Source organism: Streptomyces sp. NPDC057623 (assembly GCF_042800355.1).
Taxonomy (GTDB): Bacteria; Actinomycetota; Actinomycetes; order Streptomycetales; family Streptomycetaceae; genus Streptomyces.
Map to the genome: position 1 here is coordinate 19166 of NZ_JBHVGZ010000014.1, position 14959 is coordinate 34124.

Annotated in this window: 14 protein-coding genes; 11 read left to right on the plus strand and 3 right to left on the minus strand. The window is 70.7% G+C overall.

The genetic code is table 11. The features are described from left to right. The first annotated feature begins 30 nt into the window (after positions 1-30). Positions 31-1161 carry a tRNA 2-thiouridine(34) synthase MnmA gene (mnmA, locus tag ACFU95_RS17000; protein ID WP_383827919.1) on the plus strand — a complete coding sequence of 377 codons (1131 nt, stop codon included), beginning with the start codon at positions 31-33 and terminating at the stop codon, positions 1159-1161. Between the two features lie 32 nt (positions 1162-1193). On the opposite strand, the gene ACFU95_RS17005 is transcribed toward mnmA, so the two are convergent. After that, positions 1194-1976: an alpha/beta fold hydrolase gene (locus tag ACFU95_RS17005; protein WP_383827921.1), complete on the minus strand. Its 783-nt coding sequence runs from the start codon at positions 1974-1976 to the stop codon at positions 1194-1196. A 38-nt stretch (positions 1977-2014) separates the two neighbouring features. Further along, complete coding sequence (locus ACFU95_RS17010; RefSeq protein ID WP_383827923.1) at positions 2015-2338, minus strand: DUF427 domain-containing protein; 324 nt, start codon at positions 2336-2338, stop codon at positions 2015-2017. A 50-nt stretch (positions 2339-2388) separates the two neighbouring features. On the opposite strand from ACFU95_RS17010, the gene ACFU95_RS17015 reads away from it, so the two are divergent. The 9 genes from ACFU95_RS17015 (at position 2389) to gatB (ending at position 13369) form a co-directional block, all read left to right on the plus strand. After that, entirely contained in the window at positions 2389-2928 is a 540-nt protein-coding gene (locus tag ACFU95_RS17015) for a TIGR00730 family Rossman fold protein (RefSeq protein WP_383827925.1), read from the plus strand. Between the two features lie 18 nt (positions 2929-2946). Beyond that, the gene (locus ACFU95_RS17020) at positions 2947-3645 is read left to right on the plus strand and encodes an SDR family oxidoreductase (RefSeq protein WP_383827927.1); all 699 of its coding nucleotides are present in this window, start codon (positions 2947-2949) and stop codon (positions 3643-3645) included. A 156-nt stretch (positions 3646-3801) separates the two neighbouring features. Continuing rightward, a complete protein-coding gene (locus ACFU95_RS17025; RefSeq protein ID WP_383827928.1) occupies positions 3802-4803 on the plus strand; it encodes a methionine synthase in 1002 nt (333 codons plus the stop codon). 15 nt (positions 4804-4818) lie between these two features. After that, positions 4819-7011, plus strand: coding sequence for an NAD-dependent DNA ligase LigA (gene ligA, locus ACFU95_RS17030; RefSeq protein WP_383827930.1), 2193 nt, complete (start codon positions 4819-4821; stop codon positions 7009-7011). A gap of 271 nt (positions 7012-7282) precedes the next feature. Then, entirely contained in the window at positions 7283-9529 is a 2247-nt protein-coding gene (locus tag ACFU95_RS17035; protein WP_383827932.1) for a putative bifunctional diguanylate cyclase/phosphodiesterase, read from the plus strand. Positions 9530-9804: 275 nt separating this feature from the next. Beyond that, positions 9805-10101 (plus strand): Asp-tRNA(Asn)/Glu-tRNA(Gln) amidotransferase subunit GatC, encoded by a 297-nt coding sequence (gatC, locus tag ACFU95_RS17040; RefSeq protein WP_007384860.1) that lies wholly within the window; start codon positions 9805-9807, stop codon positions 10099-10101. Positions 10102-10106: 5 nt separating this feature from the next. Continuing rightward, positions 10107-11600 carry an Asp-tRNA(Asn)/Glu-tRNA(Gln) amidotransferase subunit GatA gene (gene gatA, locus ACFU95_RS17045; RefSeq protein WP_383827934.1) on the plus strand — a complete coding sequence of 498 codons (1494 nt, stop codon included), beginning with the start codon at positions 10107-10109 and terminating at the stop codon, positions 11598-11600. After that, a complete protein-coding gene (locus tag ACFU95_RS17050) occupies positions 11597-11839 on the plus strand; it encodes a hypothetical protein (RefSeq protein ID WP_086767189.1) in 243 nt (80 codons plus the stop codon). The genes gatA and ACFU95_RS17050 overlap by 4 nt, the downstream gene beginning before the upstream one ends. 15 nt (positions 11840-11854) lie before the next feature. Next, the gene (gene gatB / locus ACFU95_RS17055; protein WP_383827937.1) at positions 11855-13369 is read left to right on the plus strand and encodes an Asp-tRNA(Asn)/Glu-tRNA(Gln) amidotransferase subunit GatB; all 1515 of its coding nucleotides are present in this window, start codon (positions 11855-11857) and stop codon (positions 13367-13369) included. A gap of 55 nt (positions 13370-13424) precedes the next feature. Here the strand turns inward: gatB and ACFU95_RS17060 are convergent, their stop codons facing one another. Further along, positions 13425-14240, minus strand: a complete 816-nt coding sequence (locus ACFU95_RS17060) for an SAM-dependent methyltransferase (RefSeq protein WP_383827939.1) — start codon at positions 14238-14240, stop codon at positions 13425-13427. A 188-nt stretch (positions 14241-14428) separates the two neighbouring features. Here ACFU95_RS17060 and ACFU95_RS17065 point away from each other — a divergent pair, with 188 nt between their 5' ends. Further along, on the plus strand, positions 14429-14818 hold the full coding sequence (locus tag ACFU95_RS17065; protein ID WP_383827941.1) for a hypothetical protein: 390 nt from the start codon (positions 14429-14431) through the stop codon (positions 14816-14818). Positions 14819-14959: the final 141 nt, after the last annotated feature.

Below are 14959 nucleotides of genomic sequence, written 5' to 3' on the forward strand. Positions count from 1 at the left end.
GGTTCCCGCGCCCCGTACCCTGGAAGGGTTATGACTGACACCGCGCAGCCCTCCCGCCCCCTCCGCGTCCTCGCCGCCATGTCCGGCGGGGTCGATTCCGCCGTCGCCGCCGCCCGCGCGGCCGAAGCGGGTCACGATGTGACCGGCGTCCACCTCGCGCTCTCCGCGAACCCCCAATCCTTCCGCACGGGCGCGCGGGGCTGCTGCACCATCGAGGACTCCCGCGACGCCCGCCGCGCCGCGGACGTGATCGGCATCCCGTTCTACGTGTGGGACCTCGCCGACCGGTTCCGCGAGGACGTGGTGGACGACTTCGTCGCCGAGTACGAGGCAGGCCGCACCCCGAACCCGTGCCTGCGCTGCAACGAGAAGATCAAGTTCGCGGCCCTGCTGGACAAGGCGCTGGCCCTCGGCTTCGACGCCGTCTGCACCGGCCACTACGCCCAGGTCGTCCTGCACGAGGACGGCACCCGCGAACTGCACCGCGCCTCCGACATGGCCAAGGACCAGTCGTACGTCCTCGGCGTCCTCGACGACAAGCAGCTGGCGCACGCGATGTTCCCGCTCGGCGACACGGTGACGACGAAGGACGAGATCCGTGCGGAGGCCGAGCGCCGGGGCCTCGCGGTCGCGAAGAAGCCCGACTCGCACGACATCTGCTTCATCGCCGACGGCGACACCCAGGGCTTCCTGGCGAACCGTCTCGGCAAGGCGGAGGGCGACATCGTCGACGAGTCGGGGGCGAAGCTCGGCACCCACGAGGGCGCCTACGGCTTCACCATCGGCCAGCGCAAGGGTCTGCGCATCGGCACCCCGGCCGCCGACGGCAAGCCGCGCTACGTCCTCGACATCTCGCCGGTGAACAACACGGTGACGGTCGGCCCGGCGGCCTCCCTGGACGTCAGCGCCCTCACCGCCGTCAAGCCCCGCTGGTGCGGCACCGCCCCGACCGGCCCCGGCACCTACACCGCCCAGCTCCGCGCCCACGGCGGCGAGACCGAGGTGAGCGCCGAGCTGATCGACGGCTCCCTGGAGGTCGCCTTCACCGAGCCGGTCCGGGGCGTGGCGCCGGGCCAGGCGATCGTGCTGTACGACGGCACGCGCGTGGTGGGGTCGGCGACGATCGCTTCGACGGTCCGGGCGACTCCCACGACCGTCTGAGCCGGACACCCCGGACACCCCGGACACCCCGGTCACCCCGTGAAGAACTCCGCCAGAACAGGCCCGAGCACGCCCGGCTCCACCATGTGGGTCTGCCCCTCAAGACTCCGGTACGTCCCCTCCGGCACGGCCTCCGCGACCGCCCGCGCGGCCTCACGCATCCATGCCGGGCTCGCGCCGCCCGCGACGGACAAGACCGGGACCGTGATCGAGGCCAGCCGTCGCCGGGGAACCAGGCCGTCGCCCATCACGGCGTCGTCGTGGGCCAGACTCGGCGCGATGGTCTCCATGCCGGACCACATGGGGGACTGGCGGGCGCCCTGGATCGTCTGCTCGGCCATCCCGGTGAGCCGCAGGAACAGCTCGACCGCGTCCCCGCGACGCCCGTGCGTGAGCGCCTCGCGCAGGTGCGCGGTGTACTCGGCGTACCGGGTCGCGCCGTCTTCCAGGAAGTCGGCGAACGGCACCTCGTACACCGCGACCTGACGCACCGGCAGCCCGCTCGCCGCCGCCTCCAGGACCAGCGCGCCGCCCGACGAGATGCCGCACAACGATGCCTCGCCGCCCACCGCCTCGATCAGCGCGGCGAGGTCCTCGACCTCCCGCTCCACCGCGTACGGCCGCGTGTCGCCGCTCTCGCCGCGCCCCCGGCGGTCGTACGGGACGACCCTGAAGCGGTCTGCCAGGGGCACGGCGAGCGGCGCCACGGTGCCCCCGGTGGACATCGCCCCGCTGACGAGAATCACCGCGGGACCGTCCCCGGTGATCTCGTAGGCGATGGAGGTGCCGTCCGCGGAAATGGTCTTCTTGTCCATGCCTGTGGAGACTGCCGTACGGCGGCGGAACTAGTCGCTTACGACACTTCGACTTCGTAGAAGCAGAGGTGATCCTTGATCTCGGCCACGCCCGGCTTCGGGTCCGGGTAGGCCCAGACGAGGTCCGCGGCGTCCGGCAGGGACCAGTAGGAGGCCGTTCCCTTGAACGGGCAGTACGTGTGCGTGCCCGAGGGCGTCAGCAGGTCCAGGCGTACGTCCTCGGCGGGGAGGTAGTACCGCGGGGGACAGCCCGTCTCCCGCAGGACGAGCGCCCGGTCGCTCTCCGCGAGGACCTGGTCGCCGTGGACGGCCCATACGCGCCGTGTGCCCTGCTCGATCGTGATCGTGTGTCCGTCAGCCATATCCGAAGAGCGCTCGCGGGCGCCCGGTTCTTCCCGCGTACGGTGGCCGCATGCGAATCTGTGTCTTCCTCTCCGCCGCCGACCTCGACGACCGTTACACGCGTCCCGCGCGCGAGTTCGCGAAACTGCTGGGCAAGGGCGGGCACACGCTTGTGTGGGGCGGCTCCGACGTGGGGCTGATGAAGGTGGTGGCCGACGGGGTGCAGGAGGCGGGCGGCCGGCTGGCCGGGGTCTCCGTGCAGTTCCTGGCCGCCAAGGTGCGCCCCGGCGTCGACGAGATGGTGATCGCGAAGGACCTGGCCGAGCGCAAGCGGCTGCTCCTGGAGAAGGCCGACGCGGTGGTGATCATGGTCGGAGGCACGGGGACCCTGGACGAGGCGACGGAGATCCTGGAGCTGAAGAAGCACGGCCACACGGACAAGCCGGTGGTCCTGCTCAACACCGCGGGCTTCTACGACGGCCTCAAGGAGCAGTTCCGCCGCATGGAGGACGAGGGCTTCCTGCCCCGGCCGCTGACCGACCTGGTGTTCTTCGCGGAGGAGCCGGTGGGGGCGCTGGCCTACCTGGAGGAGAGCCAGGGAGTGGAGTGAGCGGCCACTGATGCGAGCATGGCAGGCATGGCTACACATGTGATCACCGGAGCGGGCTCCGGCATCGGCGCGGCCGTCGCCCGCCGGCTGCACGCGCGCGGGGACGAACTCGTCCTCCACGCGCGCGACGCGGCCCGCGCGAAGGAGCTGGCGGCCGGCTTCCCCGGCGCCAGGACGCTGGTCGGCGACCTGGCGGACCCGGGCAGGCTGTCCTGGGCTTTCTCCCACCAGTCGCTCCCCGACCGGGTGGACTCCCTGCTCCACATCGCGGGAGTCGTGGACCTCGGTCCGGTGGGCGACCTGACCCCCAAGTCCTGGAGCCATCAGCTCAACGTCAACCTGATCTCCCCGGCCGAACTGACCCGCCATTTCCTCCCCCAGCTCCGAGCCGCCCGCGGCCACGTGCTCTTCGTGAACTCGGGCGCCGGCCTCAACGCCCATGCCGGCTGGTCCGCCTACGCCGCCTCGAAGCACGGCCTGAAGGCCCTGGCGGACTCCCTGCGCCACGAGGAACACACCAACGGCGTCCGCGTCACCACCGTCTACCCCGGCCGCACGGCAAGCCCCATGCAGGCCAAGGTCCACCAGCAGGAGGGCAAGGAGTACGACGCGTCGAAGTGGATCGACCCCGAGTCGGTGGCGACGACGATCCTGATGGCCCTGGACCTCCCGAGAGACGCGGAGATCAACGACCTGACGGTGCGACCGGGCGGGTGACGGCCACTTCAGCCCGTCCGGCGTTTGAGGACGAGGCCCTTCGGGCCGAAGCGGGGGTCCAGGGGGCGGCAGCCCCTTGGCGGGGTGGAAGGGGCGGAGCCCCTTCAAGGGATGGGACGGGTAGGGGCGGCGGGGGCGAAAACATAGGCTGCACATGTGAACGCAGACATTCGCTTCGGCGCAGCCACCGCCATCGGCTCCATGCCCGGCGCCGACGCCCGCGAGGCCGCCAAAACCGTCACCGGCTCCTTCGAGGACTTCCCGTACCTCGCCGAGCTACCCGCTCGCGGCCCCGGCGCGGACATGATCGGCCGCACCGCCGGAATGCTCGTCGAGCTGTACGCACGCGTGGAGCCCAGCGGTTGGCGAATCGGCGACCGCCCGGGCCGCGACACCCGGCGTGCCCGCTCCTGGCTGGGCGAGGACCTCGACGCGCTGGAGGAATTCACCCAGGGGTACGAGGGTCTGCTGAAGATCCAGGCCGTGGGTCCCTGGACCCTGGCGGCGGCACTGGAGTTGAGGAACGGCGAGGTGGCCCTCTCCGACGCCGGTGCCTGCCGCGACCTCGCCGCCTCGCTCGCCGAGGGCCTGCGCCTGCACCTGGAGGAGGTCCGCCGCCGCATCCCCGGCGCCCGGCTGGTCCTCCAGCTCGACGAGCCCTCCCTCATCGCCGTGCTCCGCGGGCAGGTCAAGTCCGCGAGCGGCTATCGCACCCACCGCGCCGTCGACCGCCAGATCGTCGAGGCGGGCCTGCGCGACGTCGTCGGGGTTCACGGCGACGGCCCCGTCGTGGTCCACTCGTGCGCACCGGACGTCCCGTTCGCCCTGCTGCGCCGGGCGGGTGCGGCGGCGATCTCCTTCGACTTCTCCCTCCTCACCGAGCGTGACGACGACGCAATCGGCGAGGTGGTGGAAGCGGGGACCCGGCTCTTCGCAGGTGTCGTCCCGGGCACGGACGGCCGATTGTCAGACCCTGCCGGTAGCGTCATGGGTGTCAGGACGTTGTGGCGCAGGCTGGGGCTGTCACCGGGGCTTCTCGCGGAGGCCGTCACGCTCACGCCGTCGTGCGGACTCGCGGGGGCCTCCCCGGAGTACGCGCGCAAGGCACTCGCCCATTGCGTCCAGGCGGCGAGATCCCTCGCGGACAACCCAGAGTAACGGGAGGACCATACGGTGGCCGGCGACAAGCAAGCGGAGACGACGGTGCCCGCCGAGGCACGGGAGAAGCACGCGAAGCTCGCTGAGCAGATCGAGGAGCACCGCTTCCGGTACTACGTGAACGACGCTCCGGTCGTCAGCGACGCGGAGTTCGACAAGCTCCTGCGCTCGCTCGAAGCGCTGGAGGAGGAGTATCCGGAGCTGCGCACCTCGGACTCGCCGACCCAGAAGGTCGCGGGCGCGTACGAGACGGATTTCACGGCCGTCCAGCACCGCGAGCGCATGCTCTCCCTCGACAACGCCTTCGACGACCTGGAACTCGCCGCCTGGGCCGAGCGCGTCCACAAGGACGTCGGCAACCCGGGCTATCACTTCCTGTGCGAGCTCAAGGTCGACGGCCTCGCCGTCAACCTCACCTACGAGCACGGCCGCCTCACCCGCGCGGCGACCCGGGGTGACGGCCGCACCGGCGAGGACATCACTCCCAATGTCCGTACGATCGCGGACATTCCGGACCGCCTCAAGGGTGACCGCATCCCGGACCTCGTGGAGATCCGGGGCGAGGTCTACTTCCCGATGGAGAAGTTCGAGGAGCTCAACGCCCGCCTGGTCGAGGCCGGCGACAAGCCCTTCGCCAATCCGCGCAACGCGGCCGCCGGTTCACTGCGCCAGAAGGACCCGCGCGTGACCGCCACCCGCCCCCTGCACATGGTCGTCCACGGCATCGGCGCGCTGGCCGGCTCCGACGGCATGACGCGTCTGTCCGAGGCGTACGACCTGCTCAAGACCTGGGGCCTGCCCACCGCCCGGCACAACAAGGTGGTCGACGACCTCGACGGCGTCCGGGCGTTCATCGCCTACTTCGGCGAGAACCGGCACTCCGTGGAGCACGAGATCGACGGCGTCGTCGTCAAGCTCGACGAGATCCCCCTCCAGGGACGGCTGGGCTCCACCTCGCGCGCGCCGCGCTGGGCGATCGCGTACAAGTACGCGCCGGAAGAGGTCAACACCAAGCTCGTCAACATCCGCGTGGGCGTGGGCCGTACGGGCCGGGTCACGCCGTACGCCCAGGTCGAACCGGTCACGGTCGCGGGCTCGGAGGTCGAGTTCGCCACCCTGCACAACCAGGACGTCGTGAAGCTGAAGGGCGTCCTCATCGGCGACACCGTCGTGCTGCGCAAGGCCGGCGACGTCATCCCGGAGATCCTCGGACCCGTCGTCGACCTGCGCGACGGCAGCGAGCGCGAGTTCGTGATGCCGTCCGAGTGCCCGGAGTGCGGTACGGCGCTCAGGCCCATGAAGGAGGGCGACGTCGACCTGCGCTGCCCGAACGCCCGTACCTGCCCGGCCCAGTTGCGTGAGCGCCTGTTCTATCTCGCGGGCCGCAAGGCGCTGGACATCGAGCACTTCGGCTATGTGGCCGCCGCCGCGCTCACCAAGCCGCTGGAGCCGTCCGAGCCGCCGCTGGTCGACGAGGGCGACCTCTTCGACCTGGCCGTCGAGCAGTTGCTGCCCATCAAGGCGTACGTCCTCGACCAGGACAGCGGTCTGCCCAAGCGCGACCCGAAGACCGGCGAGGAGAAGATCGCCACGGTCTTCGCCAACCAGCAGGGCGAGCCCCGCAAGAACGCGGTCGCGATGCTGGAGAACATCGCCGCGGCCAAGGAGCGCCCGCTCGCCCGGATCATCACGGGCCTGTCGATCCGTCATGTCGGACCGGTCGCCGCCGAAGCGCTGGCCCGCGAGTTCCGCTCCATCGAGCGCATCGAACAGGCCAGTGAGGAGGAGTTGGCGAACACCGACGGCGTCGGTCCGATCATCGCCGCCTCGCTCAAGGAGTGGTTCGCCGAGGAGTGGCACCAGGAGATCCTGCGCAAGTGGAAGGCGGCCGGTGTCCGCATGGAGGAGGAGAGCTCCGGCGAGGACGAGGGCCCCCGTCCGCTGGAAGGGCTTACCGTCGTCGTCACTGGCACGCTGGAGCGTTTCACCCGTGACGGTGCCAAGGAGGCGCTGCAAAGTCGCGGAGCGAAGGTGACCGGTTCCGTTTCGAAGAAGACATCCTTCGTCGTGGTGGGTGACAGCCCCGGGTCCAAGTACGACAAGGCGATGCAGCTCAAGGTGCCTGTTCTGAACGAGGACGGCTTCACCGTGCTCCTGGAACAGGGACCCGACGCGGCGGCCGAAGTTGCCCTCCCCGCGGAGGGTTAGCGGTTGAAGGCCACCGGATCGGCGCATACCAGATGCATACGGGTGGCTGGGGCGCATTCGGGCAACCGTCGACGACCGGTGCCCGTGGAAGCCTTCTGCGGCCTACTGTTGAGGTGTGCGCCTGCCGTGCCCAGCTGCGGTCGGGGCATCCCCTTGCTCTTGAGGAGCCTGGACGGGCGGGGCAAGGGTTTTCCAACGCGGTGCCGTTGAAGGTTGTCGTCGGGCATCGGGCCGCGTGGCGTGGGCACCGCCGGCTGTGAGAGGGACGGGAATGGAACCGACCGAGAGCGCCGCCCCTGACTCACGGCTGCGCCGGATGGCCGGCCTGTGGCGGGGGTGGACGGCGCGCACCGCGGAGCGTTCGCGGATGGAAACAGGCGCGGGAAGCGGCACCGGGCAGCAGCACAACGTGGCGGACGGCCGCACCGCGGTGCGGCTCGACGCCGAGCACACCGCCGGGCTGCCCGACTCCGACCACGAGCGGCACCTGTCCTGGCCCGCGCTGCCCGCGGCGGTCGTGGCGGCGGCCGGCTTCGTCCTCGGCGCCGGGTTCTACCGGGCCTTCTCCGGCGACCACGCCCTCTTCCCGTCCGGCACCGTCGGCTGGTCCCTCGCCGTGCTGACCGGCATCATCGTCGGCCACCTGGTCGCACTCGGCCGCGCCCGCTGGTGGGGCGGCACCGGCTCCGGCGCCGCCCTCACCCTCGCCGTCCTGATGCTGTACGGCTGGGTCCCCGCCGGCATGGTCAGCCTCACCGTGGTCGTCCTGGTCGGCGTCGCCCGCCGGGGCCGCTGGCGGCAGGGCGTGCTGCACGGCGCGGTGGACATCCTCGGCATCGCCTCCGGGGCCCTGGTGCTGGCCGCCTTCGGACGTGTGCCGACCGTCGAGAACCCCTGGAACCCCGACACCTGGACGCTCTACACCGCCCCGGGCGTGGTGCTCGTCGCCGCCGCCTATCTCGCGGTCACCCGGGTTCTGCTCTGGTACCTGAACGCCCCGCGCGGCGGCCTGCCCACCGTCGCCCGCACCGCCCTGGTCCGACAGGGCCTGGTCGCGGTCGCGCTGCTCGGCATCGCGCCGCTGGTGTGCGTGGTCGCCATCGCCAAGCCCCTCCTGCTGCCGCTGTTCGCCATCCCCCTCATCGCCCTCGACTCCACCCTGTGGATCGCTCGGGCCCGCGCCGAGGAGCAGCTGCGCGATCCGCTGACGGGGCTGCCCAACCGGCAGTGGCTGCTGGAACGGATCTGGACGGCACTCGACGACGCCGAGCGCATCGGCGCCCGGTCCGCCCTGATGCTGATCGACCTCGACCGTTTCCGATCGGTCAACGACACGCTCGGTCATCTCGCCGGTGACCGGTTGCTGTTGCAGATAGCGGACCGGCTGCGCCTCGCCCTGCCACGCGGAGCGGAGGCCGCGCGGCTCGGCGGCGACGAGTTCGCCGTCTTACTGCCGGTCGCCGACTCCACGACGTCCGCGACCCGGGTGGCCCGCAGCCTGGTCGCCGCCCTCAGCTCCCCGCTCGACCTCGACGGCCTCACCCTGGTCCTGGAGGCCAGTGCGGGCGTCGCCGTCTTCCCCGACCACGCCCTCGACGCCGAGGGAATGCTGCGCCGCGCGGACGTGGCGATGTACCAGGCGAAGCGGGACCGCACGGGCGTGGAGGTCTACGAGTCGAAGCGGGACTCCAACACCCCGGACCGGCTGGGCCTGCTGGGGGATCTGCGCCGAGCGCTCGACGCTCACGAGGTCGAGCTGCACTACCAGCCGAAGGTCCGCTTCGACGGACAGGTCGCCGGCCTCGAAGCCCTGGTCCGCTGGGTGCATCCCGAGCGCGGGAGGGTGGCGCCGGACGAGTTCATAGCGATCGCCGAGTCGTCGGGGCTGATGCCGCATCTGACGGAGTACGTGCTGGAGACGGCGCTCGCGCAGGTGGCGCGATGGCGTTCCCAGGGCCTGTACGTGCCGGTCGCGGTCAACGTCTCGCCGCGCGACGTCCACACCCCCGGATTCGCGGGTTCCGTCGCAGCCCGGCTCGCCCGGCACGGTGTTCCCGCGGGAGCGCTCCAACTGGAGATAACGGAACACGTGCTCCTGGAGGACCCGCAGCGGGCCGCGGACACGCTCGCCGGGCTGACCGGGCACGGCGTGAAGATGTCCCTGGACGACTTCGGTACCGGGTACTCGTCCCTGGTGCACCTGAGACGGCTGCCCGTGAGCGAACTGAAGATCGACCGTTCGTTCGTGGCCCGGCTCGCGATCGACAACGAGGACGCGGAGATCGTGCGCTGCACGGTCGACCTGGCGCACTCGCTCGGCCTGCTCGTGGTCGCCGAGGGCGTCGAGGACGACGAGACCTGGGAACGCCTGCGCGACCTGGGCTGTGACGCCGTACAGGGGTGGCTCGTCGCGGCGGCGATGCCGCCCGAGGAAACCACGGCGTGGCTGCGGGCGCGAGGGTCGCGTGGGTGGCAGCGCCCGCGGGCGGCCCTGCCGGCGGCCGCGGCCGACGAGTAGCTCGTTTCCTCGCCCCGCCGCCCCTACCCGTCCCATCCCTGGGGGCTGCCGCCCCCAGACCCCCGCTTTCGGCCCTGAAGGGGCCTCGTCCTCAAACGCCGGACGGGCTGAAAGATCCAGCCTCTCCGGCGTTTGAGGAGCGGGGTCTGGGGCGGAGCCCCAGAAGGATGGGACGGGTAGGGGCGGCGGGGGCGAGGAAACCGCGTAACGGTCACCCACCCCGGCCCCATAGGATTGGCCCCAAACCACACACACTCACCCCAGAGGATCGCTGCATGCCTGGCATCACGCGCGAGGAGGTCGCCCACCTCGCCCGGCTGGCGCGTCTGGAGCTGAAGCCCGAAGAGCTCGAGCACTTCGCGGGACAGCTGGACGACATCATCGGCGCGGTCGCCCGCGTCAGTGAGGTCGCCGACCAAGACGTACCGCCGACCTCGCACCCGCTCCCGCTGACGAACGTCATGCGGGCGGACGAGGTCCGTCCGTCGCTCACCCCCGAGCAGGCGCTCTCCGGCGCCCCGGCCCAGGAGCAGCAGCGTTTCAAGGTGCCGCAGATCCTGGGGGAGGACTAATCGCCATGACGGACATCATCAAGCTCACGGCCGCCGAGACCGCCGCGAAGATCGCCTCCGGCGAGCTCACCGCGGTCCAGGTCACCGAGGCCCATCTGGCCCGTATCGAGGCCGTCGACGAGAAGGTGCACGCCTTCCTGCACGTGGACCGCGAGGGAGCCCTCGCCCAGGCGCGTGCCGTCGACGAGAAGCGGGAGAACGGCGAGAAGCTCGGCCCCCTCGCCGGCGTCCCCCTCGCGCTCAAGGACATCTTCACCACCGAGGGCATCCCGACGACCGTCGGCTCGAAGATCCTGGAAGGGTGGATTCCGCCGTACGACGCCACCCTCACCAAGCGCCTCAAGGCCGCTGACGTCGTCATCCTCGGCAAGACCAACATGGACGAGTTCGCCATGGGGTCGTCGACGGAGAACAGCGCCTACGGCCCGACCGGCAACCCGTGGGACCTCACCAAGATCCCCGGCGGCTCCGGTGGCGGTTCGTCCGCCGCGCTCGCCTCCTTCCAGGCGCCCCTCGCCATCGGCACCGACACCGGCGGTTCCATCCGCCAGCCGGCCTCCGTCACCGGCACGGTCGGCGTCAAGCCGACCTATGGGGCGGTCTCCCGTTACGGCATGGTCGCCTTCTCCAGCTCCCTCGACCAGGGCGGGCCCTGCGCCCGCACGGTCCTGGACGCGGCTCTGCTCCACGAGGTCATCGCCGGGCACGACCCGCTCGACTCCACGTCCATCGACGCCCCGGTCCCGCCGGTCGTCGAGGCCGCCCGCAACGGCAGCGTCCAGGGCATGCGCGTCGGCGTGGTCAAGCAGTTCCGCGGCGAGGGCTACCAGGTCGGCGTCATCCAGCGCTTCGACGAGTCCGTGGCACTGCTCAAGGAGCTGGGCGCGGAGATCGTCGAGCTGGACTGCCCGTCCTTCGACCTCGCGCTCTCGGCGTACTACCTGATCGCGCCCTCCGAGTGCTCCTCCAACCTCGCCCGCTTCGACGGCCTGCGCTACGGCCTGCGGACCGGCGACGACGGCACGAACTCCGCCGAGGCGGTCACGTCGATCACCCGTGAGGCGGGCTTCGGCCCCGAGGTCAAGCGCCGCATCATGCTCGGCACGTACGCCCTGTCGAGCGGGTACTACGACGCGTACTACGGCTCCGCGCAGAAGGTCCGTACGCTCATCACGCGGGACTTCGAGAAGGCCTTCGAGCAGGTCGACGTGATCGTCTCGCCGACGACGCCGACCACCGCCTTCGCGATCGGCGAGCGTGCCGACGACCCGATGGCGATGTACCTCGCCGACCTGTGCACCATCCCGACGAACCTCGCGGGCAACGCGGCCATGTCGCTGCCCTGCGGTCTCGCGCCGGAGGACAACCTGCCGGTCGGCCTGCAGATCATCGCCCCGGCGATGAAGGACGACCGGCTGTACAAGGTCGGGGCGGCCGTCGAGGCGGCCTTCGTGGAACAGTGGGGTCACCCGCTGATCGAGGAGGCTCCGTCGCTGTGAGTAAGGCACTGTCCAAGGCCAAGGGCTTCAAGAAGTCCAAGTCCGGCCTGTACCTGTCCATGGCCACGACCGCGTTCGGCGCGGTCAGCGTCGCCAAGCAGGCCAAGCTGGCCCGCACCGAGAGCGACACGCTGCGCCTGATCGACGCCGCCGTGTCCGCCGCCGCGATCGCCACCGGCCTCGCCATCCTCTACCGCGAGCTGAAGCGGCTGGGCGACGACGACGTCCTGCTGGGCTGAGAGGGAAGTTTCACCGTGACCACCACGACCGACCTGGTGTCGTACGAGGACGCGCTGGCGTCGTACGACCCCGTCATGGGCCTTGAGGTCCATGTCGAACTCGGCACCAAGACCAAGATGTTCTGCGGGTGTTCGACCGAACTCGGTCAGGACGCCAACACGCAGACCTGTCCCGTCTGCCTCGGCCTGCCCGGCGCACTCCCGGTCGTCAACGCGACCGGCGTCGAGTCCGCGATCAAGATCGGTCTCGCGCTGAACTGCGAGATCGCCGAGTGGTGCCGCTTCGCCCGGAAGAACTACTTCTATCCGGACATGCCGAAGAACTTCCAGACCTCCCAGTACGACGAGCCGATCGCCTTCAACGGCTACCTCGACGTACAGCTGGAGGACGGCGAGACCTTCCGCGTGGACATCGAGCGCGCCCACATGGAGGAGGACACCGGCAAGTCGACCCACGTGGGCGGCGCGACGGGCCGTATCCACGGAGCCTCGCACTCGCTGCTGGACTACAACCGCGCCGGCATCCCGCTCATCGAGATCGTCACCAAGCCGATCGAGGGCGCGGGCGAGCGTGCCCCCGAGGTGGCGAAGGCGTACGTCCGTGAGCTGCGCGAGCTCATCAAGGCGCTCGGCGTCTCCGAGGCCCGGATGGAGATGGGCCAGATGCGCTGCGACGTGAACCTGTCGCTGCGCCCGAACGGCACCGAGAAGTTCGGCACCCGTTCCGAGACGAAGAACGTCAACTCGCTGCGATCCGTGGAGCGCGCGGCCCGCTACGAGATCCAGCGTCACGCGGCCGTGCTGAGCGGTGGCGGGACGATCATCCAGGAGACCCGGCACTTCCACGAGGACACCGGGTCGACGACCTCGGGCCGCGTGAAGGAGGAGGCCGAGGACTACCGGTACTTCCCCGAGCCGGACCTGGTGCCGGTGGCCCCCTCGCGCGAGTGGGTCGAGGAGATCCGGGCCGGGCTGCCCGAGCTGCCGCTGGCCCGCCGCAACCGCCTGGTCGCGGAGTGGGGCATCACGGCCCTCGACATGCAGGCGATCCTCAACGCCGGTGCGCTGGACCCGATCGTCGCCACGATCGACGCCGGTGCCGACGCCGCGTCCGCCCGGAAGTGGTGGATGGGTGAACTCGCCCGCAGCGCCAACGAGTCGGGCAAATCGCTGGACGAGCTGGCCATCACCCCGGCGCAGGTCGCCCGGGTCACCGAGTTGGTCTCCAAGGGTGACCTGAACGACAAGCTGGCGCGCCAGGTCATCGAGGGCGTCCTCGCGGGCGAGGGCACCCCGGACGAGGTCGTCGACAAGCGCGGTCTGAAGGTCGTCTCCGACGAGGGTGCCCTGGGTACCGCCGTCGAGGAGGCCATCGCCGGCAACCCGGGCATCGCCGACAAGATCCGCGGCGGCAAGGTGGCCGCGGCCGGTGCTCTGGTCGGCGCGGTCATGAAGGCCACGCGCGGTCAGGCCGACGCGGCCCGCGTCAAGGAGCTGATCCTGGAGAAGCTGGGCGTCAGCGAGGGCTGATCGAAGGCTCGAACGGCCCCGGAGGGAAGCCTCCGGGGCCGTTGCCGTCTACTGCTTACTGCTTACGGCGTCCTACGAGCCGTACGAAACCCAGGGTGCGTCCCTCGTCGGCCTTCATCAGGTCCACGGAGTCACGGGCCATGGCGGCCATCCACTCGTAGGGGCTCTCCTCGGCGCAGATCTCGCTCCACAGCAGCCAGTCCTTCCAGCCGTCGGGCTGCCACTCGGCGGTCTCGACCTCGACGGCCCCGCTGCGCGTCCACTGGCGCCGCCACCAGTCGGCGGAGTGGAACGCCCAGAAATCGGGGTCCCAGAAGGGACCCAGGTGCTCCGGAGGCTCGTCGCCCGCCAACTCCTCCCGCAGCGCGGGGACGACGACCCCGATCCGCCCGCCCGGCTTCAACAGCCGGGTCAGGGTGGGCAGATAGAGGTCGTTGGTGCCGAAGTACTGGTACGCGTCGATGCTCACGATCGCGTCGAAGCTGCCCTCGGCGAAGGGCAAGTCGTGCGCCTCGGCGTGGACGGGCAGCACCCGGTCGGCGAAACCGGCCTCGGCGATGCGCCGGGCGTTCTCGTCCGGCTTGATCCACAGGTCGGCGGCGGTGACCTGGGCGTCGTACTCCCTGGCCAGGAAGACGGAGGTCATCGCCCGGCCGCAGCCGAGGTCGAGGACGCGCGCGCAGGGGCGCAGGGCGTCCAGGCCCAGGGCGGGGGCCAGCCACTCCAGCAGCCACAGTGCGTTCGGGCCCATCTGGTTCTCGATGACCCAGCGGGCGTCGTAGCTGTTGCTGCGCGGGTGGTCGGGGTGGGTCAGCCGCTGGGTGAGGTCCTCATTCGAGGGCCCCGTCGGCGGCGGGATGATGTCTGGCATCGGTGAACGGGCTCCTTGAGTCCGGGGAAGCGGAAAGGGATACGGAGGAGCTCGGTCGGACGCTCAAACAATGCACCTGCCCAGGTCGGCGGCGGTGTGCCGCGGGAACGGCGGACCTTTGGAAGCTAGCAGCCCGCCCTGCGGACCGGCATCCGGTTTCCCGGCGTGACGCGCTACGCTCGCCCGCCATGAGTGGACGCGGTGATTCCGAGATATCCGAGACGCGGGAGGAGCAGTCCGAGACACCTGAGGACGAGCACACCGAGGACTCGGTGGACGACCAGGACGACCAGGACGACCAGGACGACGACGAGGGCGTCGACGATCCGGCGCAGGTGGCGCGGCGGGCCCGCTGGACGGCGGCCGGGACCGGGGCGCTCCTCGCCCTGGCAGGGCTGGCCGCCTCGACGCTCCGTGCGACCGGCTCCGCTCCTGCCCTCGTTCCGGCCGCGTACGCCCTCGGCGCCGCCGTCTGCGCGCTCGCCGCGCTTCTCGGCTCGCGCGGTCGCACCCGGCGGGCGCTGTGGCTGCTCGTCGCCGGGGTGATGGTGATGGCACTGGGGGACCAGTTCGACTGAGAAGTTCCCGGTGCGTGCGGGCCATGGTGTGAGAGACGCCACCTGCGACGACAGAGTGACCGTTACTGTCCTGTGATCTTCCTCCCACTCGTGTGAATAAACCCACGAACGGGGCAAACGATCACTGGCGCCTGCGAGAGT